At 69.4% G+C, this 22,402-nt stretch carries 21 protein-coding genes and 1 riboswitch; of the genes, 6 read left to right on the forward strand and 15 right to left on the reverse strand.

Annotated features, from left to right (window positions below; genetic code table 11):
* Positions 1-7: 7 nt before the first annotated feature.
* The 4 genes from ACFU5K_RS16325 to ACFU5K_RS16340 form a co-directional block, all read right to left on the reverse strand.
* Entirely contained in the window at positions 8-1,027 is a 1,020-nt protein-coding gene (locus ACFU5K_RS16325) for an NlpC/P60 family protein (RefSeq protein WP_384061563.1), read from the reverse strand.
* Positions 1,028-1,263: 236 nt separating this feature from the next.
* The gene (locus tag ACFU5K_RS16330; protein ID WP_384061566.1) at positions 1,264-2,289 is read right to left on the reverse strand and encodes an NlpC/P60 family protein; all 1,026 of its coding nucleotides are present in this window, start codon (positions 2,287-2,289) and stop codon (positions 1,264-1,266) included.
* Between the two features lie 290 nt (positions 2,290-2,579).
* Entirely contained in the window at positions 2,580-3,941 is a 1,362-nt protein-coding gene (locus ACFU5K_RS16335) for an NYN domain-containing protein (protein WP_384061612.1), read from the reverse strand.
* Between the two features lie 37 nt (positions 3,942-3,978).
* The gene (locus ACFU5K_RS16340; RefSeq protein WP_014156692.1) at positions 3,979-4,221 is read right to left on the reverse strand and encodes a hypothetical protein; all 243 of its coding nucleotides are present in this window, start codon (positions 4,219-4,221) and stop codon (positions 3,979-3,981) included.
* 165 nt (positions 4,222-4,386) lie between these two features.
* Between ACFU5K_RS16340 and ACFU5K_RS16345 the strand changes: the two genes are divergently transcribed.
* On the forward strand, positions 4,387-5,139 hold the full coding sequence (locus ACFU5K_RS16345) for a rhomboid family intramembrane serine protease (RefSeq protein ID WP_384061568.1): 753 nt from the start codon (positions 4,387-4,389) through the stop codon (positions 5,137-5,139).
* A complete protein-coding gene (locus ACFU5K_RS16350; protein ID WP_145802057.1) occupies positions 5,136-5,417 on the forward strand; it encodes an Lrp/AsnC family transcriptional regulator in 282 nt (93 codons plus the stop codon). Before ACFU5K_RS16345 ends, ACFU5K_RS16350 begins: the two co-directional genes overlap by 4 nt.
* 67 nt (positions 5,418-5,484) lie before the next feature.
* Here ACFU5K_RS16350 and ACFU5K_RS16355 read toward each other — a convergent pair whose 3' ends face one another.
* The 6 genes from ACFU5K_RS16355 to ACFU5K_RS16380 form a co-directional block, all read right to left on the reverse strand.
* Positions 5,485-6,864, reverse strand: a complete 1,380-nt coding sequence (locus ACFU5K_RS16355; RefSeq protein WP_384061571.1) for an aminotransferase class V-fold PLP-dependent enzyme — start codon at positions 6,862-6,864, stop codon at positions 5,485-5,487.
* 173 nt (positions 6,865-7,037) lie between these two features.
* A riboswitch (SAM riboswitch) is annotated at positions 7,038-7,155 on the reverse strand.
* A gap of 140 nt (positions 7,156-7,295) precedes the next feature.
* Positions 7,296-8,360, reverse strand: coding sequence for an anthranilate phosphoribosyltransferase (gene trpD, locus ACFU5K_RS16360; RefSeq protein WP_384061573.1), 1,065 nt, complete (start codon positions 8,358-8,360; stop codon positions 7,296-7,298).
* Between the two features lie 123 nt (positions 8,361-8,483).
* A complete protein-coding gene (locus tag ACFU5K_RS16365) occupies positions 8,484-10,109 on the reverse strand; it encodes a cytochrome bc complex cytochrome b subunit (protein WP_384061575.1) in 1,626 nt (541 codons plus the stop codon).
* The gene (locus ACFU5K_RS16370; protein WP_384061577.1) at positions 10,106-11,158 is read right to left on the reverse strand and encodes a Rieske 2Fe-2S domain-containing protein; all 1,053 of its coding nucleotides are present in this window, start codon (positions 11,156-11,158) and stop codon (positions 10,106-10,108) included. The genes ACFU5K_RS16365 and ACFU5K_RS16370 overlap by 4 nt, the downstream gene beginning before the upstream one ends.
* On the reverse strand, positions 11,155-11,964 hold the full coding sequence (locus tag ACFU5K_RS16375) for a c-type cytochrome (RefSeq protein ID WP_384061580.1): 810 nt from the start codon (positions 11,962-11,964) through the stop codon (positions 11,155-11,157). Before ACFU5K_RS16375 ends, ACFU5K_RS16370 begins: the two co-directional genes overlap by 4 nt.
* Before the next feature lie 55 nt (positions 11,965-12,019).
* Entirely contained in the window at positions 12,020-12,640 is a 621-nt protein-coding gene (locus ACFU5K_RS16380; protein ID WP_327119360.1) for a heme-copper oxidase subunit III, read from the reverse strand.
* 187 nt (positions 12,641-12,827) lie between these two features.
* Between ACFU5K_RS16380 and ACFU5K_RS16385 the strand changes: the two genes are divergently transcribed.
* Positions 12,828-13,229 (forward strand): hypothetical protein, encoded by a 402-nt coding sequence (locus ACFU5K_RS16385; protein WP_384061583.1) that lies wholly within the window; start codon positions 12,828-12,830, stop codon positions 13,227-13,229.
* 77 nt (positions 13,230-13,306) lie between these two features.
* Here ACFU5K_RS16385 and ACFU5K_RS16390 read toward each other — a convergent pair whose 3' ends face one another.
* From ACFU5K_RS16390 to coxB, 4 genes are all read right to left on the reverse strand, one after another.
* Positions 13,307-14,560 (reverse strand): Ig-like domain-containing protein, encoded by a 1,254-nt coding sequence (locus ACFU5K_RS16390; RefSeq protein ID WP_384061586.1) that lies wholly within the window; start codon positions 14,558-14,560, stop codon positions 13,307-13,309.
* 125 nt (positions 14,561-14,685) lie between these two features.
* On the reverse strand, positions 14,686-15,084 hold the full coding sequence (locus ACFU5K_RS16395) for a cytochrome c oxidase subunit 4 (RefSeq protein ID WP_327119354.1): 399 nt from the start codon (positions 15,082-15,084) through the stop codon (positions 14,686-14,688).
* Positions 15,081-16,817: a cytochrome c oxidase subunit I gene (ctaD, locus tag ACFU5K_RS16400; RefSeq protein WP_384061589.1), complete on the reverse strand. Its 1,737-nt coding sequence runs from the start codon at positions 16,815-16,817 to the stop codon at positions 15,081-15,083. Before ctaD ends, ACFU5K_RS16395 begins: the two co-directional genes overlap by 4 nt.
* Complete coding sequence (coxB, locus tag ACFU5K_RS16405) at positions 16,814-17,782, reverse strand: cytochrome c oxidase subunit II (RefSeq protein ID WP_384061592.1); 969 nt, start codon at positions 17,780-17,782, stop codon at positions 16,814-16,816. Before coxB ends, ctaD begins: the two co-directional genes overlap by 4 nt.
* A gap of 270 nt (positions 17,783-18,052) precedes the next feature.
* On the opposite strand from coxB, the gene ACFU5K_RS16410 reads away from it, so the two are divergent.
* The gene (locus ACFU5K_RS16410; protein WP_384061594.1) at positions 18,053-19,435 is read left to right on the forward strand and encodes a cysteine desulfurase/sulfurtransferase TusA family protein; all 1,383 of its coding nucleotides are present in this window, start codon (positions 18,053-18,055) and stop codon (positions 19,433-19,435) included.
* A gap of 17 nt (positions 19,436-19,452) precedes the next feature.
* On the opposite strand, the gene ACFU5K_RS16415 is transcribed toward ACFU5K_RS16410, so the two are convergent.
* Positions 19,453-20,427, reverse strand: coding sequence for a carbohydrate kinase family protein (locus tag ACFU5K_RS16415; RefSeq protein WP_384061597.1), 975 nt, complete (start codon positions 20,425-20,427; stop codon positions 19,453-19,455).
* A 160-nt stretch (positions 20,428-20,587) separates the two neighbouring features.
* On the opposite strand from ACFU5K_RS16415, the gene ACFU5K_RS16420 reads away from it, so the two are divergent.
* A complete protein-coding gene (locus tag ACFU5K_RS16420; RefSeq protein WP_384061600.1) occupies positions 20,588-20,785 on the forward strand; it encodes a hypothetical protein in 198 nt (65 codons plus the stop codon).
* 131 nt (positions 20,786-20,916) lie between these two features.
* Positions 20,917-22,359, forward strand: a complete 1,443-nt coding sequence (locus ACFU5K_RS16425) for a hypothetical protein (protein WP_384061603.1) — start codon at positions 20,917-20,919, stop codon at positions 22,357-22,359.
* Positions 22,360-22,402 lie beyond the last annotated feature (43 nt).

The raw sequence follows: 22,402 nt of genomic DNA on the forward strand, positions 1-22,402 counted from the left end.
CGTACGGTCAGACGCGGGTGACCGAGGAGACGGGCATCATGCCGACGGGGTCGTAGCGGACCGGGGCGCCGGGATACGGAGCGTGGATGACCTGGCCGTTTCCCGCGTACATCCCGATGTGGCTCGCGTCCGCGCGGTAGGCGACCAGGTCGCCGGGCCTGGCCTGCGAGAGCGGCACCATACGGCCCGCGTACCGCTGCGCCTGCGAGGTCCTGGGCAGGCCCACCCCTGCCTGGGCGTAGGCCCACTGCATGAGGCCGGAGCAGTCGAACCCGGCGGGGCCGTTGGCACCCCACACGTACGGGCGTCCCAGGGCCTGCCGGGCCGCCATGAGGGCGGCGGCGCCCCGGGCCGACGCCGCGACAGCGGCGAGGTCCCCATGGAGGCCCGAGCGTGAGGCGCGGCCCATCTCGTCGCGGTCGGCGGCGGGCAGCGCGCGCAACAGCTGTCGGGCGCGGGCCAGCCTGGCCTCCACAGTGCGCTTGTGGCGGGTCACGGCCGCCCGGTCGCGTTCCATGGCGGCCAGGGCCCCGGCGGCCTCCGAGCGGCTCTGGGCGATCTTGCGCTGGGCATGGCGGAGTCTGTGCAGGGTCACCGCACTGCGCTCACCGGCCCGGTCGAGGGCCGCGGCCCGGTCGAGGAAGGTCTCGGGGTCCGAGGAGAGCAGCAGCGCGACCGAGGGGTCGATGCCGCCCGAGCGGTACTGCGCGCCGGCCATCGAGCCGAGGGAGGCTCGCAGCCGGTTGATCTCCTCCTGGGTGCGGGCGGCGGAATCCTGCGCCCTGCCGATCCGGCCGCGCAGCACGCCAAGGCTCTCGCGGGCGGCGTTGAACTGCTCGGTGGCCCGCTCGGCCTCCCCGTACAGGCGGTCCACCGTGGCCTTGGCCGTCTCGTGGGAGTCCTGCGGTCCGGCACTCGCCGGTGCGGTGCCCAGGGTGGCGGCGGCCGTGGCCGCGGCAGCCGACAGGACGGTGGCCCGGACGCCGCGGTTGAGACCGGGCCGGGTGGGGCGGCGATGCGACACCACTGAAGCCGCACTCCCTTCCGCTGTACGCAGACGTGCGCAGCCCCTGCCGCCCGGGGCGGGCGGACCGACGCACGGGAGCTGCACGGCAGCGCAGACAGTAACCGGACGACTACGGTCTGACCAAAGGCCACGCCGGGGGCGCGGGGGCGCGGGAACGACGGCGCCCCACCGGTGACCTGTGGTCTCCGGTGGGGCGGGGTGCCGTCGGGGGGTGCAGCGATTCGCCCGTTCGGGCGTCAGACGCGGACGCCGAACTGGAAGGTGCCTATGTAGTCCATCGACTCGTAGCGGACCACGGCGCCGGGATGCGGGGCGTGCAGGATCATGTTCTTGCCGGCGTAGAGGCCGACGTGCGAGGTGTTGTTGAAGAAGACCAGGTCCCCCGGCTTCAGGGCGCTGCGGCCGATCCGGACACCGTCGTTGATCTGGGTGTACGTGGTGCGCGTGATCTGGACCCCGGCCTGGGCGTAGGCCCACTGGGTCAGACCCGAGCAGTCGAACGAGTTCGGGCCGGTGCCACCGGAGACGTACGGCTTGCCCTGCTGCGTGGCGGCCGCGCTGAGGGCGGCGGCGCCGCGGGCGGACGCGGGGACCTCGTTGCCGAGGTCGACCCGGTCACCGGCCGCGCGGCTGGCGCGCTGCTCGTCGGCGGCCATCTTCGCGCGCTCGGCGGCCGTGAGGGTGTTCAGCAGCTTCTGGGCTTCGGCGAGCTTGCCCTGGTACTTCTTCTTGTTCTCGTTCAGCGACGTGCGGACGTCGTCGAGGTCGGCGAGCTTGGCCTGCGCCTCCTTGCGCTGCTGCGCAAGGGTGCGCTGCTTCGCCTGGATCTTCTGCAGGGACTCGGCCTGCTTCGCCGTCAGCTGGTCGAGCGCGGAGGCCTCGTCGAGGAAGCTGTCCGGGTCCGAGGAGAGCAGCAGCTGGACCGACGGGTCGAGGCCGCCGGAGCGGTACTGCGCCGTGGCGAGCGAACCGAGTTCACCGCGCAGGGTGTTGAGCTCGTCCTGGCCGCGGGCGACCTTGTCCTGGAGCGCGTCGGCCTGCTTCTTGAGCTTGTCCTGCTGCTCCTTGGCGCCGTTGGCCTTCTCCGTGGCCTCCTCGGCCTCGTGGTAGAGCTTGTCGACCTTCGCCTTGACCTCGCTCTTGGTCGGCTTGGGGTCGGCGTGCGCCGCCTGGGAGGTCAGGGCCACAGCTGCTGCGGCGGTCGCGGTGAGCACGGTCACGCGGGTGCGGCTCGGCTGCTTGGGACGACGGTGGGACGCCACGAAGGCGAGCTCCTTCTTCCTCGAGCCGCCTACCGGGCTGTGGGGGACGGAAGCCCCGGCTCCGTACACGTCACGGAATCGGCGGTTCCTTCGCCGTCACCCCTGGTGGGCGATCAACCGTGCGAAGGTTCGAGGCCTGACCCTAGTGACCATCTTGTGATCAGTTCAAATCCTCACAAGCAAAATATCGCCACACCAGCACTTCTTTACTTTCATCACACTGCGTGTAGCGAAGAGTTGACGGTACGTTCCATAAATTCCGGCAAGTCACCCAAAGCACTCAAGGCGCACTAGACGCGCGAAAGGCGCTTCAGGAGCAAGGCGGACGCCACCGGTCTCGCGCCGGCCTTCGCGACTCCGTCCGCCACTTCACGGTCGGTGGAGACCACGACGACGGGCCTGCCCGGAGGTTCGGCGCGGGCGAGCTGCCGGATCAGTTCGTCCGCGGTCACCCCCGCCTTGCTGAACAGCACACGCACCCCGCGGGGTGGTGCCAGCAGGACCGGGACGGCCAGTTCGGCACCGTCGAAGACGCAGGTCATCTCGGCGCCGGTCTGCGCCGCCAGGACGGAGAGTCCGCCCAGAAGACGCAACCGCTGCTTCTCCAGGGGCATCTGCGGATAGCCGGTCTTGGTGACGTTGTAGCCGTCGACGATGAGATGCGCCTGGGGAAGGGCGAGCAACTGGTCGAGCAGCGCCGGATCAGTCTCCGAAAGCGCCCTGGCCGCGATGTCCTTGGGCGACATGCGGCCCGGCTCCACCGCCTCCACACCGTCGGCTGGGCGGATCGACGACGGGGGCAGGGCCAGTTCGCGGCGAAGCCCCTGGGCGGCTTCCAGCACGGTGTCCAGAAGCAGCCGCAACCGCATGTCCTCGACCGACCGGCCCTCCCTGGCCGCCCTGCGGCCCGCCTCGACCGAGGCCTCCGCCTCGGCGAGCCGCGCCTTGAGCCGCCGCGTCTCACTCTCGGCCGCGGATACCTGGGCGGCGGCCTCGGCGCGTACGGTCTCCGTCTCCGCACCGAGCTTGCGCAGGGCGGCCTCCCCGCGCTTCACCTCGCTGAGCGCGCTGCGGAGTTTGCGGTGGAGTGAGTCGCTCTCCTTGCGGGACGCGTCCAGCTCCGCACGCAGCCGCTCGGTGTCGGCCCTGGTCTGGCCGCGGGCGCGGTCGAGCTCCTCGCGCAGCCGCTCCAGCTCGCGCCGGGTCTCCTCGTCCGCCCGCTCGGCGTGCGCCCGCTGGACCTCCTCGCCGGCGGCCGCGATCAGCTTGACCCAGCCGGCCGGCCGCAGCACGTACGCGGCGGCGGCCACGTCGACCGGGTCCGCGGCGGCGGGCGGCGCACCGGACTTCAGCGCGTCGGCGAGCTCCGGCTGGGTCTGGCCGATCCGCTCACCGATGCGCCGGCGGAACGCCGGGTCGCTCTCGAGGGCGGCCGCCATCGCGTTACCCGCGAACTTGGCGCGCCTGCTCGGCGTGAAACGGGCGTACTGCCGTAGCTGTGCGGGGAGTTCGCCGACCGTCAGACCGCCGAAGGCGTCCGAGACCAGCGCCACCACCCTGCGGCGTACGCCCTCGGGCAGCGGACGGTCGAGCGACTCCGCGGTGCCGTCGGCCGCGTCGGCCGGTCCGGCGCCGCCTGTCGGCTGCTCCACCATCCATCACCCCAATATGTAGGTCCGCACGGCTCCGTCAGGAGTCGGCGCCCGGCCTGTCGACCAGTTCGATCTGGTCCACCGCGTTGCACCAGCGGCAGCGCACGGACTCGATGGTCTCACTGACCACCTCCCGCTCCTCGACACTCGACTCCCCGGCCAGGTCGAGATGGACGTACTCCACGACCTTGGAGGAGCGCGTCACGTCGAAACGGGTGAGGTTGCCGCAGAGTGTGCAGCGCCAGCGGGTCCCGTCCGTCGGCTGGGGAACCGTCGTCATCGTTGAGTCCTCTTTCGTCGCGTCTCTCGTGCGTGCCCAGGTCTGCGATCTCGCGGTGCGCCGTCGAACTGCGGATGTCCTGCGGCAACCCTACGGCCTTGCGCATACCCTCCGGCACGGCGAGGCGGTCTGTCCCGTTCTCGCCGTGTGCGTCATGCTCTGTACGTGATCGATCTGCGGGAAGGCGACTGGCGGAAGCGGGCCCGGGAGCTCGGGGCGGCGGCCGGCGCGGGCGGCGCCCCGGTCACGTACGGGCTGATGGCGCTGTGCTGTGCGGTGTTCCTGATCAGTCCGGTCTCCGGGTTCAACCCCACCCACGGCGAGGGCGACGCCCTCCTCGCCGCGCAGGCCGGGTACTTCGAGCGGTGGGGCGTGATCCCCAGCGAGCTGCTGGACGGCTCCGCCCACGCGGCGCTGACCCCGCTGACCGCGCTCTTCGTCCACGGCAGCTGGCTGCACCTGCTCGGCAACATGCTCTTCCTCTACGTGTTCGGCGCCATGGCCGAGGAGCGCATGGGACGCGCCGAGTTCGTCTTCTTCTATGTCGCGTGCGGCTACTTCGCGCTGGTGGCCTACGCGGTCGTGCACGCGGGCTCGGACCAGACGCTGGTCGGGGCGTCGGGGGCGATCTCCGCGGTGCTCGGCGCCTTCCTCTACCTCTTCCCCCGGGCGCGCGTCACCAGCCTCTTCCCGTTCCTCCTTTTCCTGCCGCTGCGCTTTCCCGCCTGGATCGTGCTCGTGTTCTGGTTCGTGCTCCAGTGGCTCGCGGCCCAGGGCGCAGGCAGCGGCCCGGGAGTGGCCTACCTCGCCCATGTGGCGGGCTTCGCCGCCGGGTTCCTGTACGCCTGGGGGCGTTATCGGGGTGGTACTAGAGTGAAGTCTCCAGCCACGGCCACTGAGGGAGAAAGCCAGCCGTGATCACCGCGATCGTTCTCATCAAAACCAGCGTGGACCGGATCCCCGAGATCGCCGAGGCCATCGCGTCGCTGGACAGCGTCAGCGAGGTCTTCTCGGTCACCGGCACGTACGACCTGATCGCCATGGTCCGGGTGGCCAGGCACGACGATCTCGCCGACGTCATCCCGGGCCGGATCAGCAAGATCCCGGGAGTCGAGGCGACCGACACCCACGTGGCCTTCCGGACCTACTCCCAGCACGACCTCGAGGCGGCCTTCGCCATCGGCCTCGACGCCTGACACGACGCGCGGCTCCGGCCGGGACGAGGAGTCGCTCCCGTCCCGGCCCCAGCCGCGTGCGGGCGGGTCAGACCTGCGAGGTGGCGCCCCGGTCCGGGACGCAGCGGCCGTCCTCGGTGCGGTAGGCCCAGCGGGCACCGGAACTCACCAGCTCCCGGACCGCACCCAGGAACCGGTCGATGTGCTCGTCCGGCGTCCCGGCTCCGAAACTCACCCGGATGGCGTTGAGGGACCTCTCCCCCGGCGCCGCCTCGGGGGCGCCGCACTCCCCCGGGTCCTGCGGCTCGCTGCCCAGCAGGGTCCGCACCAGCGGGTGAGCGCAGAACAGTCCGTCGCGCACCCCGATGCCGTACTCCGCGGAGAGCGCCGCGGCGAAGTGCGAACTGTTCCAGCCCTCCACCACGAAGGAGATGACGCCGACCCTCGGGGCGTCGTCGCCGAACAGCGAGAGCACCTTCACCTCGGGGACACCGGCGAGCCCCTCACGCACCCGGGTGACCAGGTGCTGTTCCCGCTCGACCAGCCGGCCGAAGCCGGCCTCGGTCAGCGCCTTGCAGGCGGCGGCGATGGAGTAGACGCCGATGACGTTGGGCGATCCGGCCTCGTGGCGGGCCGCGGTGGTGTGCCACTCGACGTCCACGCCTCCGTCGGTGCGCCGGGCGACCTTGCGGGAGGCGCCGCCTCCGGCGAGGTACGGCTCCGCGTCCCGCAGCCAGTCGGCCCGGCCTGCGAGCACCCCGCAGCCGAACGGGGCGTACAGCTTGTGGCCGGAGAAGGCGACCCAGTCGGCGTCCAGCTCCGCGATGTCCACCGGGTGATGGGGCGCAAGCTGCGCGGCGTCGAGGACGATCCGGGCCCCGTGCGCGTGGGCGGCGGCGGCCAGGGCCTTCACCGGCCACAGCTCACCGGTGACGTTGGAGGCACCCGTGACGCAGACCAGGGCCGGACCGTGGGGGTCGCGGCCGGCCAGGGCCCGCTCGAGCGTGGCGACGGCCTGGTCCGGGGTGCGGGGGGCGTCGAGGTAGGTCACCCGGACGTTCCGCCAGGGCAGCAGCGCGGCGTGGTGCTCCGTCTCGAACACGAACACCTCGCAGCCCACGGGCAGCGCGGCGGCCAGCAGGTTGAGCGAGTCGGTCGTCGAGCGGGTGAAGACCACCTGGTCGTCGGCGCGGCAGCCGAGGAACTCCGCGACGGTGGTCCGGCTCGTCTCGAACAGGTCGGTGGAGAGCTGCGAGAGATACCCGGCGCCGCGGTGCACGCTTCCGTAGTACGGGGCGTAGGCGGCCACGTCGTCCCACACGCGCTGGAGGGCGGGGGCGCTGGCCGCGTAGTCGAGGGCGGCGTACGTGACGTCTCCACCGGTGACGAGCGGAACGGTGACATCAGCACCCATAACCGGCAGCGGGGCACAAATGGCCTGGTCGACGGCAGCGGTTGAGACAGACATGGCGAACTCCCGTAAAAGGCAGGCGAAATCCTCGCGCCGGCGGTGCGCGGCAGCGCGGAGAGGAAGAAAAAAGGGGTGTGCGGAAGAGGGCTTCGCGCCCTATCGCATTCGCTTGCTCACAGAAGGCTCCCTGGGACCAGGACCCCAAGGGGTGGCATCCAACGATGCCGAGGGGTCCGCGCTTGCCGCAGACCTCGCTGACTGCGGCCCGGTCTTCACCCGGGGCACCCCGCCACGGACGGAGGGTTGCCGGACAGCGGGCCGGGGCCGTAGTCGCTGTCACTCATGACCTGCGCAGCATCCTGCCATACCCCTGGCGACGCGCAAGGCGCAGTCCGCGATCCGGACTGCGCCCCGCTCACACCGTGCGCCTCTCAGAGCCTGTCGGGTGGCCTTCGATCGTCCCCGATCAGAGGTCACCCGACAGGCTCTCAGGCGTTGCTGGCGGTCACCCAGCGCTCCAGCGCGCGCTTGGCCCCGCCCGAGTCGATGGACTTCGCGGCCCGCGCGATCCCCGCCGCCAACTGCTCGTTCAGCGTCCCCTCGCCCGGGTCCAGCGCGACCAGCGCGGCCGCGGAGTTGAGGAGCACGGCCTCACGCACGGGCCCGGTCTCCCCGTCGAGGAGCCGGCGCGCGACATCGGCGTTGTACGACGCGTCGGCGCCCCGCAGCGCCTCGACGGGGACGAGTTCTAGGCCGACGTCGCGCGGGTCGAAGGGCTCCTCCCGGACGGCGCCGTCGCGCACGATCCAGACCCGGGAGGTGGCCGTGGTCGTCAGCTCGTCCAGCCCGTCGTCGCCCCGGAAGACGAGCGCGGAGTTCCCCCGGTCCGCCAGCACGCCCGCCACGATGGGCGCCATCTTCGGGTCGGCGACCCCGATGGCCTGGGAGCGCACCCGGGCCGGGTTGGTGAGCGGTCCCAGAATGTTGAAGGTGGTCTGGGTGCCGAGCTCCTTGCGGGCCCTGGCCGCGTACCGCAGGGCTGGGTGGAACTTCACGGCGAAGCAGAAGGTGATGCCCGCCTCCTCCGCGACGGAGACGACCCGCTGCGGAGTCAGTTCGAGGTTGACGCCGAGCTTCTCCAGCACGTCCGAGGCACCGCTCGCCGACGAGGAGGCGCGGTTGCCGTGCTTGACGACCTTCGCACCCGTCCCCGCGACGACGATCGCGGACATGGTGGAGATGTTGACCGTCTTGGCCATGTCTCCGCCGGTCCCCACGATGTCGACCGTGCGGCCGGGCACCTCGATGGTGTGGGCGTGCTCGTACATGGCGCGGACCAGCCCGGTCACCTCGTCCACGGTCTCGCCCTTGGCCCGCAGCGCGACCGCGAACCCGGCGATCTGCACATCCGTGGCCTCACCGCTCATGATGCGGTTCATGGCCCACGCCGTGTCGTCGGCGCCGAGGTCCTCGCCCCGCAGGAGAGGGGTCAGCACGCCCGGCCAGGTGCGGGCCGCCACGCTGTCGCCGCCGTCCGGGGTCACAACGTTCATGGTCCGCTCCTGGGGTCCACAGCCGGTACAAGGATGCCTCCCACCCTATCCAGCCCGGAGACGGCGAAGAGCCCCGTCCATCGGATGGACGGGGCTCTTCGCTGTGGCGGTCAGCTGAGGTGATCAGTGGTGGCCGTGGCCGCTGTTGATCTCCTTGTACTCCTCGGCAGTGGGCTTGGGGATCTGAGTTCCCTCGCCGAAGTACTTCTCGCTGAGGCTCGCCCGCATCTTCTCCAGTACGGAGGGCTTGCGCTCGACACCGTTCTCGTCGACCGTCGGGCCGATCTCGACCGGCTTGTACTGCTCGTGCGCGGTGAGCGTGTGCAGCTGCCCAGGGCTGAGCGGCTCGTGGATCTCGACGAACTCACCGTGCGGCAGGCGCTTGATGGTGCCGGACTCGCGCCCGTGCAGCACCTTCTCCTTGTCGCGCCGCTGGAGGCCGAGGCAGATCCGCTTCGTGACGATGAACGCCACGACCGGGCCGACGAAGAACGCGATCCGGACGAACCAGCTGATCGCGTTGAGCGACAGGTGGAAGTGCGTCGCCCAGATGTCGTTGCCGCCGCCGATCAGCATGACGAAGTAGATCGTCACCCAGGCGACACCGAGACCGGTGCGGACCGGGGTGTTGCGCGGCTTGTCCAGGATGTGGTGCTCGCGCTTGTCCCCGGTGATCCACGACTCGATGAACGGGTAGAGCGCCAGCGCCCCGAGGACCAGACCGAAGAGGACCAGCGGGATGAGCACGCCCAGGACCAGGGTGTGGCCCCAGAGGTTGATCTCCCAGCCGGGCATCACACGGACGAAGCCTTCGGCGAATCCCATGTACCAGTCCGGCTGGGCGCCCGTGGACACCTGGTCGGGACGGTACGGGCCGAGTGCCCAGATCGGGTTGATCGAGGCGATGGCCGAGAGGATCGCGATGAAACCGAAGACCAGGAAGAAGAAGCCTCCGGCCTTGGCCATGTACACCGGAAGCAGGGGCATGCCGACGACGTTCTTGTTCGTGCGGCCGGGGCCGGCGAACTGGGTGTGCTTGTGGAAGAACACCAGGATGAGGTGGCCGACCACGAGCCCGAGCATGATGCCGGGCAGCAGCAGGATGTGGATCGAGTAGAACCTCGCGATGATGTCCGTGCCGGGGAACTCCCCGCCGAACAGGAACATCGAGATGTACGTACCGACGATCGGCATCGACAGGATCGCGCCCTCCGTGAAGCGCACACCCGTACCGGAGAGCAGGTCGTCCGGGAGCGAGTAACCGGTGAACCCGGTGAACATGCCGAGGACGAACAGCAGGAAGCCGAACAGCCAGTTGATCTCGCGCGGCTTGCGGTACGCGCCGGTGAAGAACACCCGGAACATGTGCACGAACATGCCGGCGAGGAAGATCACCGCTGCCCAGTGGTGGATCTGCCGGACCAGCAGGCCGCCGCGGACGTCGAAGCTGATGTCCAGCGTCGAGGCGTAGGCCTCGGACATCCGGATGCCCTGCATCGGCTCGTACGAGCCGTGATACACGACCTCGTTCATGCTCGGGTGGAAGAACAGCGTCAGGTACACACCCGTGAGGATGATGATGAGGAAGCTGTAGAGGCAGATCTCACCGAGCATGAAGGACCAGTGGTCCGGGAAGATCTTGCGCATGTTGGCCTTGGCGAGCCCGTAGATGCCGAGCCGGCCGTCCGCCCAGTCGGCGACACGCTCACCGGCGGGCGCCTTGCGCTGTGTTTCCGTCGCAGTACTCATCCGCGCTCCCAGAAGGCAGGACCGACGGGCTCTTCGAAGTCACCGAGGGCTTCGAGGTTGCCCTCGCTGTTCACACCGATCCGCAGCTGCGGGAGGGCGTGACCGGCCGGACCGAAGATGACGCGGGCGCCGTCGGAGAGGTCGAAGGTGGACTGGTGGCACGGGCAGAGCACGTGATGCGTCTGCTGCTCGTACAGGCTGATCGGGCAGCCGACGTGGGTGCAGATCTTGGAGAAGGCCACGATTCCCTCGTGGGCCCACTCGCGCTCGCGCTTGTCCTTGATGTTGTCCGGCTCGATGCGGATGATCATCAGGGCGGACTTGGCGATCTGCGTCTGGAAGTCGTGCGCGTCCTCCTCCAGGCCCTCGGGCATGGCGAAGGTGAGCGAACCGACGACGACGTCCTCGGGACGCAGCGGCTCCATCGTGTTCATGTTGACGAGCAGCTTGCCCTTGGCCCACAGCGTGTTGCGGAGCTTCTTCTCCGGCAGCGGACCGAGGTCGCGCAGCAGCACCACACCGGAGAGCGGCACCAGTGCCAGCGCGCCGAACATGGTGTTGCGGATCAGCTTGCGCCGTCCGAGCGCGGACTCCTCGGCACCGGCCGCGAAGTCGGCCATGACCTTGGCCTTGACCTCGGGCGTGGCCTCGATGGCGTGCCGGTCGTCGGCGACCTCGACGTCGGACATCAGGGTGCGCGCCCAGTGGACGGCACCCGCGCCGATGAGGAACAGCGCCAGGCCGAGCGTCAGTCCCAGGGAGAAGTTGAGCACGCTCACGTGGCCGAAGGGCCAGATGAACACGATCTTGTCGACCGGGAAGATGACGTAGCTGGCGATGAAGCCGACCGTCGCCAGCATGGACAGCGTGAACATGAACGCGACGGCGCGCTCGGAGCGATCCGCGGCCCGTTCGTCGATGTCCTGGATGCGCGGCTTGTGCGCCGGCAGCCCGGGGTCGGCGAACGGGTCGTCCGCGACCGCTACCGCGCCGTGCGCGGTGTCCTGCCCTGCGGGCAGGCCCTCTTCTGAAATCTCTTGGCTACTCATGACTTCTTGGCCTTAGCGGTGTGGGCCGCGACCCAGACGGCGATGGCGACCAGTCCGCCCAGTCCGAAGATCCAGCCGAAGAGACCCTCGCTGACGGGACCGAGGCCACCGAGCGAGAGCCCGCCGGGGCTCGCGGAGTCGCCACCGTTCACGGTCTTGATGTACGCGATGATGTCTTTCTTCTCCTTCTCCGGCATGGTGCTGTCCGGGAAGGAGGGCATGCTCTGCGGGCCGGTCTGCATGGCCTCGTAGATGTGTTTCGGGCTCACGCCCTGGAGGTCCGGGGCGAACTTGCCGTGCGTCAGCGCGCCGCCCTTGCCGGTGAAGTTGTGGCACTGCGCGCAGTTGGTGCGGAACAGGTCGCCGCCCTTGGCCACGTCGGCGCCCGAGGGGTCGACCTGACTCTTGGTCGGCGTGATCGGACCGGCGCCCAGCGACGAGATGTACGCCGCGAGCTGGTCGATCTCTGCCTGGTTGTAGATGACCGGCTTCTTCGGCACCTGGGCGCCCGGCTGCTGGGCCGGCATGCGTCCGGTGGCGACCTGGAAGTCGACGGCGGCGGAGCCCACGCCCACGAGGGACGGTCCGTCGGTGGTGCCCTGACCGCCGGTCCCGTGGCAGCTGGCACAGCCCACGGAGTAGAGCTTCTTGCCCTCGTCGATGGCGAGGGACTGGGCGGTTTCGTCGGCCTGCGCCTTACCCGCAGGCGCGAACGCGGCGTACAGCCCCCCGGTAGCCGCCAGCGCGAGGAGTAGTACGACGACCGCCGCCAGCGGATGGCGTCGTCGTGCGGAGAGCTTTTTCACGGATTACCCCGGTGTCAGGATCTTCTGCGTCGATGGTGGGTGGGCGCGAGCCCAGTTACTTGATCATGTAGATCGTGGCGAACAGACCGATCCAGACGACATCGACGAAGTGCCAGTAGTAGGACACGACGATGGCGGCTGTGGCCTGTTCGTGGGTGAATCTCGAGGCCGCGTATGTCCTGCCCAGAACGAGCAGGAAGGCGATGAGGCCGCCTGTCACATGCAGACCGTGGAAGCCGGTCGTCAGGTAGAACACCGAACCGTACGGGTCGGAGGACAGGGAGAGTCCGTCCTTCTTGACCAGCTCGGTGTACTCGAAGACCTGGCCCCCGATGAAGATCGCGCCCATCACGAACGTGATCATGAACCAGGTGCGGAGCTTCTTCACATCGCCCCGCTCCGCGGCGAAAACGCCGAGCTGGCAGGTGAGAGAGGAAAGCACCAGGATCGTGGTGTTCGTCGCCGAGAACGGGAAGTTCAGATGGTCGGCCATCTCCTTCCAGTGATCGGGTCCCAGCACCGATCGCAGGGTGAAGTACATCGCGAAGAGGGCCGCGAAGAACATCAGCTCGGAACTCAACCAGATGATGGTTCCGACGCTGGTGAGGTTCGGTCGATTGACCGACGGGTGCGCGTGCCCGGTTTCTACTGTCGTTGCTGTCGCCACGACCGACATTATGTCGGTCGCTTATCCCGCCCTCACTCCGGGGGGTGCCGTTCGGTGTGTCAGCGAGGTGTGTCCTCCCCGAACGGCCCATCGAATCGATGTCTTTACCGGTGCTGACAGGCCGTCGGCCGGAGTACGATCCGCCCATCGGTTCATGCCCCGAGAGCCCCGAAGACACAGACGTCACGGAGGAACAATGCAGCCGACCGCCACGGTCCTGGTCTACAGCGACGACGCCAACACGCGTGAGCAGGTGAGGCTGGCAGCCGGTCGCAGGCCTGCGGCGGACGTTCCACCGGTGGAGTTCCTGGAGTGCGCCACCCTGCCCGCCGTGCTGAGCGCGCTCGACAAGGGCGGCATCGACGTCTGCGTACTGGACGGCGAGACGGCGCCCGCGGGCGGCATGGGCGTCTGCAGGCAGATCAAGGACGAGATCTTCGACTGCCCGCCGGTGCTGCTGCTGATCGGGCGACCGCAGGACGCCTGGCTGGCCACCTGGAGCCGTGCCGACGCCGCTGTGACGCTTCCGGTGGACCCGGTCGGCTTCGCGGACGCCCTCGCCTCCGTCCTGCGTCGGAGGCTGTCCGTGGGGGCCTGAGAGGCGTGGCGCGGCGGAGGGGCCCCGATCCCCTCCGCGGTGTTCTCCCGGGGCGCCGGTGCGCACTCCGGGCCTGATCAGACCTGGGGGCGCAGGCGCGCCGTCCGGACATCGGTACCGGCGTCCGGCGTGCCGCTGCGCAGGGCGCTGCCCTTCTGCCAGGCGTCCCAGTCCAGGTTCCAGTCGCCGAAGCCGTTGTCGAACGGCGTCATGGTCTCGCCTTCGCTGCCGACGACCTTGACCACGTCGCCCTCGCGCACGGTCTCGAAGAACCATTCGGCGTCCGCGGTGCTCATGCCGGTGCAGCCGTGGCTGACATTGGCGCTGCCCTGCGAACCCGTCGACCACGGCGCGGCGTGGACGTACTCGCCGCTCCAGGTGACCCGGGTGGCCCAGTAGACGGGCAGGTCGTAGGACTCCGACGAGCCGGCCGCGATGCCGATGCTCTCACCGCGCATGCGTACGAACTGCTCCTTGGCCAGCACGACCTTGACGCCGTTGCGCGTGTCGAAGCCGGGCTTGCCCGTGGTGACCGGGATGGTGTTGATCACTTCACCGTTGCGCAGGACCGTCATCGAGTGGTCCGCCGCGTCGGTGATGGCTTCTATCCGGTCCCCGGTCTTGAGTTTCAGGGCCTTGGCATCACCCCCGTACAGGGCGTTGCCCACCTTTATCCCCTTGAGGTTGCTGCGCAGGTCGATGGTGGCGTCGGCGGGCCAGTACTCCTGGGGGCGGTAGTGCAGGGTCTTGTCGTCGACCCAGTACCAGGAGCCGGTGACGGCGGGTGAGGACCGGACCTGCAGCCCTCGCTCGACGGTGGCCCGGCTCGCCCGGTCGGCGACCGGAGCGCTGAGTTCCGCTGTGAGGGGCTGTCCGACCCCGTAGGTGCCCGCCTGCGGGCCGAAGGTGACCTTCAGGAACTTCTTGGCCGAGGTCGTGCCGAACGCGTACGTACGGCTGCCGGGGGCGCCGTCCTCGTTCTCGGTCGAGACCTTGACGGTGTATCGGGTCCCGGCGGCCAGCGAGGTCGTGGAGTGCCACCGCTTGCCGTCGGCGTCGAGCTCTCCGGCCAGATGGCGGCCCTCGGTGTCGACGGCCGTGACGTCCGTGATGGTCACGTCGTCGTCCTTGACGGTGAATTCGAGGGGCTTGTCGGGGTCGGCCTTCTTGTTCCCGGACGGTCCGTTGAAGGAGACCAGATCGGCTGCGTCGTAGGGCTTCAGCGACAGCGGATGGCCGTCGGGCTCCCCACAGGCGGTCGCACCAGCTACCAGGGTGACGACCAGCAGGGAGCAGCTCACTACGGGGCGGATGCGCGGCGTGTGGTTCATGAACCCACGCTAAGAAGATTCATCCGATCCAGCGCGTTCAGTGACTGCAAACGGGGGCCCGGCCCGCTCATTGCTGAGCGGGCCGGGCCCCCGTTCGGGTACTGCACGTCCTTCGGCGGCGTGTCCTACTGGGTGCGGTTCTCGCCCCGGTAGTACTCGAACACCCAGCCGAACAGGCCGATCAGAAGCAGCGGAGCCGCGAAGTAGGCGAGCCACCAGCCGAAGACGACTCCCATGAAGAGGAAGGCACCCCCGATGGCCAGCGAGAGCGGCTGCCAGCTGTGCGGCGAGAAGAAGCCCACCTCACCCGCCTCGTCCGCGACATCGGCCTCCTTGTTGTCCTGGGCCATCGCGTCTACCCGGTTGGCTGTGAAGGCCAGGTAGAAGCCGATCATCAGGGTGAGCCCGAAGGCCAGGAACAGCGCGGTGGTGCCGACCGGCTCCTTGGACCACACGCCGTACGTGATGGCGATGGCCAGCATGAAGAGACTCAGCCAGAGGAAGAGCTTGCCCTGGATCTTCACTTGCCGTCCTCCTTGCCGCCGACGAGAACCTTGTCACCCTCGGACAGGTGATCCAGCTGCTCCAGCGCCGCGATCTCCGGGTGGTGCAGGTCGAATGCCGGGGATTCGGACCGGATCCGCGGCAGGCTGATGAAGTTGTGCCGCGGGGGCGGGCAAGACGTCGCCCATTCGAGCGAACGGCCGTAGCCCCAGGGGTCGTCGACCTCGACCTTCTTGCCGTACTTGGCCGTCTTCCAGACGTTGTAGAAGAACGGGAGCATCGACAGGCCGAGCACGAACGAGGAGATCGTCGAGATCGTGTTCAGCGCGGTGAAGCCGTCGGCCGCGAGGTAGTCCGCGTAGCGACGCGGCATGCCCTCGGCACCGAGCCAGTGCTGCACCAGGAAGGTGCCGTGGAAGCCGATGAACAGCGTCCAGAAGGTCATCTTGCCGAGCCGCTCGTCCAGCATCTTGCCGGTGAACTTCGGCCACCAGAAGTGGAAGCCGGCGAACATCGCGAAGACCACGGTGCCGAAGACGACGTAGTGGAAGTGCGCGACGACGAAGTACGAGTCGGAGATGTGGAAGTCCAGCGGGGGCGACGCCAGGATCACGCCCGTCAGACCACCGAAGGCGAAGGTGATCAGGAAGCCGACGGACCAGAGCATCGGTGTCTCGAAGGACAACGACCCCTTCCACATCGTGCCGATCCAGTTGAAGAACTTCACACCGGTCGGTACGGCGATGAGGAATGTCATGAAGGAGAAGAACGGCAACAGCACACCGCCCGTGACGTACATGTGGTGAGCCCACACCGTCACGGAAAGACCGGCAATGGCGATCGTCGCGCTGATCAGGCCGACATAACCGAACATCGGTTTGCGGCTGAATACCGGAATGATCTCCGAAATGATTCCGAAGAACGGCAGCGCGATGATGTACACCTCTGGATGGCCGAAGAACCAGAAGAGGTGTTGCCAGAGCAATGCGCCACCGTTCGCCGCATCGAAGATATGTGCGCCGAATTTACGGTCCACCTCCAGCGCGAAGAGCGCGGCGGCCAGGACCGGGAAGGCCAGCAGGACCAGAACACCGGTCAGCAGGACGTTCCACACGAAGATCGGCATACGGAACATCGTCATGCCGGGGGCGCGCATGCAGATGATCGTGGTGATGAAATTGACCGAACCGAGGATCGTGCCGAAGCCGGAGAAGGCCAGACCCATGATCCACATGTCGGCGCCGACGCCCGGCGAGCGGACCGCGTCCGACAGCGGGGAGTAGGCGAACCAGCCGAAGTCCGCCGCACCCTGCGGGGTGAGGAAGCCGGCCACCGCGATGAGCGAGCCGAAGAGGTAAAGCCAGTACGCGAACATGTTCAGCCGCGGGAACGCCACGTCGGGCGCGCCGATCTGCAGCGGCATGATCCAGTTCGCGAATCCGGCGAACAGCGGCGTCGCGAACATCAGCAGCATGATCGTGCCGTGCATCGTGAACGCCTGGTTGAACTGCTCGTTCGACATGATCTGCGTACCGGGGCGGGCCAGCTCGGCGCGCATGAAGAGCGCCAGAAGGCCACCGATGACGAAGAAAGCGAACGACGTGACCAGGTACATCGTGCCGATCGTCTTGTGGTCAGTGGTGGTCAGCCACTTGACGACGACACTCCCCGGCTGCTTGCGCCGCACCGGTAGCTCGTCCTCGAACGAGGCGTCTGCCGCCGCGGCACCCTGGGATTCGTTGAGGATGCTCACAGTTTGTTGGTCTCCGCATTCCTGGCCGGGTCCGTCTGCGCGATGCCTGCCGGCACGTAGCCCGTCTGACCCTTCTCCGCCAGCTCCTTGAGGTGCTGCTGGTAACGCTCGGGGGAGACGATCTTGACGTTGAAGAGCATCCGGGAGTGGTCGACGCCGCAGAGCTCGGCGCACTTGCCCCTGTAGGTGCCCTCCTTGTTCGGAGTGACCTCGAAGGAGTTGGTGTGGCCCGGAATGACGTCCTGCTTCATGAGGAACGGCACCACCCAGAAGGAGTGGATGACGTCACGCGAAGTCAGAACGAAGCGGACCTTCTCGCCCTTCGGCAGCCACAGGGTCGGACCCGGGTTGCCGTTCTGCGGGTTCCTCGTGCCGGGGACGCCCACGTCGTAGACGCCACCGGCGCCCTTCGGGAAGTCCTCGCGGAACCTGTCGGGGATGGCGTCGAGTTCCTTCGGGACCTCGTTACCGGCGGAGGGCTGGCCCTCCACCTTCTCGATGTAGTTGAAGCCCCAGCTCCACTGGTAGCCGACCACGTTGATCGTGTGGGCCGGCTTCGGGCTGAGCTCGAGGAGCTTCGATTCATCGCGCGCGGTGAAGTAGAAGAGCACCGAGACGATGATGAGGGGGACCACTGTGTACAGCGCCTCGATAGGCATGTTGTACCTGGTCTGGTGCGGTACCTCCACCTTGGTCCTGCTACGCCGGTGGAAGATGACGCTCCACAGGATCAGCCCCCAGACGAGGACACCCGTGGCGAGCGCTGCCGCCCACGAGCCCTGCCAGAGGGAGAGGATCCGTGGGGCCTCTTCCGTTACCGGGGTGGGCATACCAAGGCGGGGGAAATCCTCCCAGTTGTATGAACAACCGGAGGCCGTCGCCAGGACCAGGCCCGCAGTCAGCACCTGCGGCAGCTTCCGCCGCATCGGGCGCCGCGACGAGCGGTCGGAGCCGTTGGGACTCACGTAGCGCCTTCCCGAGAGTCTCGCCCGCACGGTCGGCGCGCCCGTCTCACTTGGTCGGTCGCCGCCCCTGACGCGGGCAGGGGTTTGGATGTTTATGCGGACCAAACCCTACTGGACGCTATTTGGGGTCGCGCGGGGAGGGTGCCCAACGCGCCGCCCGACACCCCGAAGGGGTGGAATCCGCGCGTCGGCCACCATCTGACGCCCCCTCTTCCGCCGGGCGGGGAGCCCGTCACCGTGAGAAGCCCTCCGGCGGACTAGCGTGGCCGCGTGCCCTACTTCGACGCGGCCTCCTCCGCTCCCCTGCATCCCGTCGCCCGCCAGGCCCTGCTTGCCTCCCTGGACGAGGGCTGGGCCGATCCCGCACGGCTCTACCGCGAGGGACGGCGGGCGGCGCTGCTGCTGGACGCGGCCCGGGAGACCGTCGCGGAGGCGGTCGGCTGCCGGCCGGACGAGCTCGTGTTCACCTCCTCGGGCACCCGGGCGGTGCATTCGGGGACGGCCGGAGCACTTTCCGGCCGTCGGCGTGTCGGCCGCCATATGGTCCTCTCCGCGGTCGAACACTCCTCGGTGCTGCACTCGGCCGCGGCGCTTGAGGCGGCCGGAGGGTCGTTCACCGAGGTGCCGGTGGACCGGACCGGAGCAGTGGACCCGGCGGCCTACGGCCGGGCGCTTCGCGCGGACACCGCACTGGCCTGCCTGCAGTCCGCCAACCACGAGGTGGGGACCGTGCAGCCGGTGGCGGAGACCGCCGAGATCTGCGCCGAGGCCGGTGTGCCGCTGCTGGTGGACGCGGCCCAGTCCCTGGGCTGGGGGCCGGTGGCCGGCCGCTGGTCGCTGCTGACCGCGAGCGCGCACAAGTGGGGCGGGCCGTCCGGTGTCGGGCTGCTCGCCGTGCGCAAGGGGGTCCGCTTCGCACCCCAAGGCCCGTCCGACGAGAGGGAGTCGGGGCGGGCCGCCGGCTTCGAGAACATCCCGGCGATCGTGGCGGCCGCGGCCTCGCTGCGGGCGGTGCGTGCGGAGGCCCCGGCCGAGTCCGTCCGGCTGCGCGCGCTGGTGGACCGTGTCCGGGCGGCGGTGGCCGGCCTGGTTCCCGACGTGGAGGTGGTCGGCGACCCTGAACGCCGCCTGCCGCACCTGGTCACCTTCTCCTGTCTCTATGTCGACGGGGAGACACTGCTCCACGAGCTGGATCGCGCTGGATTCTCCGTTTCATCGGGTTCGTCCTGCACGAGCAGCACGCTGACGCCCAGCCATGTCCTCAAGGCGATGGGAGTGCTCACGGAAGGGAACGTGCGCGTGTCGCTGCCCACCGGAACCACCGGCGACGAGGTCGAACGCTTCCTCGGCGTCCTGCCGGGTGTGGTGGCCGAGGTGCGGGCGAAACTCGGCGCGCCCGCCGCACCGGCCCACTCCCCCGCCCCGCGGGACTCACTCGTGGTCGACGCGCTGGGCCGGCGCTGCCCGATTCCGGTCATCGAACTCGCAAAGGTGATCGGAGAGGTACCCGTCGGCGGCACGGTGACGGTGCTCGCCGACGACGAGGCGGCCCGGCTCGACATCCCGGCCTGGTGCGAGATGCGCGAACAGGAGTACATGGGTGAGGAGCCGGCGGACCGCGGCTCGGCCTATGTGGTCCGCCGGCTCGTCTGACCCGGGTGGTGCGGGGGTCAGGAGAGGTGCTTGCGGACCTCGGTGGCGGCCTCGTCGCCGTACGCCTTGGTGAAGCGCTCCATGAAGTGCGCGCGGCGCAGGGTGTACTCCTGGGTGCCGACCGTCTCGATGACCAGGGTCGCGAGCATGCAGCCGACCTGGGCCGCGCGCTCCAGGCTCACACCCCAGACGAGACCGGAGAGGAAACCGGCGCGGAACGCGTCGCCGACGCCGGTCGGGTCGGTCTTCCGCTCCTCCTCTGCGCAGCCGACCTCGATGGGGTCCTGGCCCGCCCGCTCGATCCGGACGCCGCGCGAGCCGAGGGTGGTGACGCGGTGGCCGACCTTGGACAGGATCTCTTCGTGGGTCCAGCCGGTCTTGGACTCGATGAGCCCCTTCTCGTACTCGTTGGAGAAGAGGTACGTCGCACCGTCGAGGAGGATCCGGATCTCCTCGCCGTCCATCCGGGCGATCTGCTGGGAGAAGTCGGCGGCGAACGGGATCCCGCGGGAGCGGCACTCCTCGGTGTGGCGGAGCATCGCCTCGGGGTCGTTGGCGCCGATGGAGACGAGGTCGAGGCCGCCCACGCGGTCGGCGACGCTCTTGAGCTCGATCAGGCGGGCCTCGCTCATCGCGCCCGTGTAGAAGGAGCCGATCTGGTTGTGGTCGGAGTCCGTCGTGCAGACGAAGCGCGCCGTGTGCAGGACCTCGGAGATCCGGATCGACTCGGTGTCGACGCCGTGCCGGTCGAGCCACGCGCGGTAGTCGTCGAAGTCCGCCCCGGCAGCACCGACCAGGATCGGCCGCGTACCGAGCACACCCATACCGAACGCGATGTTGGCGCCGACACCACCGCGGCGCACGTCGAGGTTGTCGACCAGGAAGGAGAGCGAGACCGTGTGCAGCTGATCGGCGACCAACTGGTCCGCGAATCGGCCGGGGAAGGTCATGAGGTGGTCTGTGGCGATGGAGCCGGTGACTGCGATGCGCACGGGGAGGCTGCTCCTGCGGAAGGCGGAGAGAACGCGCGAGCGCGCCCTCCGGGACGGCGTGACACTTCACGCTACCCGGTGACGCCACTGTGCCTGAAAGGGCAAAACTACCCGATAGTAGGTCTTTCTACCTGAGCTCCACCCTGCGTACGGTGCGTTTATGTCGAACACGATCGTTTCGCGTGAGTCCGAGATGAGCCTGGCCGAGCTGCGGGGGGACTGCGCGCGTATGGCGCCGCACTGGGTCGTACCCGAGAGGACCGCGGTGAAGCCGGTGGAACCGTCCCGCATCCACGGGGTCACGGTGCCGCCGTCCTCCGCCCGGCTGGTCGACGGCATGTCCGGCTACGGGGACTGATCCCGGCCCCGCACGGTTCCGCCGCACAGGCGTGGAACCGCGCGCGTCCCTGCCCCGTCCCATCGGTGCTCTCCGGCCCCGGAGGGCGGACGACGTGCCAGTGACGGCCAGGCAGCCGAAGGAGCGATCCGGTGAGCGACGGGCGACCAGAGAATGACGTGACCGGTACCCGGCGGCGGCGTTCGCCGCTCGCCGTGACCTCGGTGGCGGCAGCCGTACTGCTGGCCGGCGGCGGGGCCGCGTACTGGGCCTCGAACGCATCCGGCGAGGGCGGTACGGACGCCGGCCGGGCGGCCTCCGGGGGCGCGACTCCCCCGCTGCTCGCGCTGGACCACGCCGACGGCCCGACCGGGCCGCCCCCGGGCATCGCGCCCGGTGAACCGGACCCGCACGGCAGCGGGGTCGTCTACCGGGCCAAGGGCGAGCTGCCCGACGGGCCCGGCTCCGCCGCCGTACGACGCGCCGGGGGAACGGTGACGGCGGCCGAGGTGGCGCGGCTGGCCGAGGCCCTCGGGCTGCCGGGCACGCCGCGCCCGGACGGCACCGCGTGGAAGGTGGGCAGCGACGGGGACGGTGCGGGCCCGGTGCTGCGCGTGATCAAGCAGGCGCCCGGCACCTGGACCTTCGCCCGCTACGGTTCCGGCGGGTCAGACTCCTGCGAGTCCGCGCGGACCTGCGCGAAGAAGGATCCCGCGCCGCAGTCCGGCTCCCCGGTCGGCGAGAAGGCCGCGAAGGCCGCCGCCGCCCCCGTACTCAAGGCCGTGGGACAGGACGGCGCCGCGCTCGACGCCCGCCAGCTGATGGGCTCGGTGCGGGTCGTGAACGCGGATCCGGTGGTGGGCGGGCTGCCGACGTACGGCTGGTCGACCGGCATCCAGGTGGGCGCGGACGGCGAGGTCGTCGGCGGCAGCGGCAACCTCAAGGGGCTGGAGAAGAGCGACAGCTATCCGGTGATCGGCGCGGACGAGGCGCTGGAGCAGCTGAACGCGGAGAGCCGGCGGTCCGCGAAGGGCGGCACGGGAGACTGTGCGACCCCTGTCCCACTGGAGGACGACTCCCTGCCGACGGCCGCCTGCGGTGCGCCCGGCGCCCCGCGGCAGCCCGCCACGGCGGAGGTCGTCAAGGCCGAGTTCGGGCTCTCCGCGCAGTACGCGGGCGGGGAGCGGCTCCTCGTACCGTCGTGGCTCTTCTCCGTACGGTCCGAGGGCGGCGGCCCCGTGCACACGGTCGTCCGCGTCGCGGTGCACCCGGACCACCTGACACCGCAGGGCACTCCGCCCGCCCCCGAGCCCACGAAGGACCCCGGAGCCGGAGGCACGGTGATCACCTCGTACAGCGCGGACGGCCGAACGCTGGAGGTCACCTTCTGGGGCGGTGTGTGCAGCACCTATACGGCGCGGGCCACGGAGAGCGGCTCGGCGGTTCGGGTCACGGTCAGCGAATCGGAGCGGGACCCGGGGAAGGCCTGCGTCATGATCGCCAAGGAGCTGACCCGGAAGGTGACACTCGGCACACCTCTGGGCGAGCGCACCGTGGTCGACGCCGGAACGGGCGAGAGGGTGCCGCGCGCCTGACACGGGCCCCGGGACGACGACGGCGGCGCCCCCGGTCCGGGGG

It is taken from the genome of Streptomyces sp. NPDC057428 (assembly GCF_042803195.1).
Classification (GTDB): Bacteria; Actinomycetota; Actinomycetes; order Streptomycetales; family Streptomycetaceae; genus Streptomyces.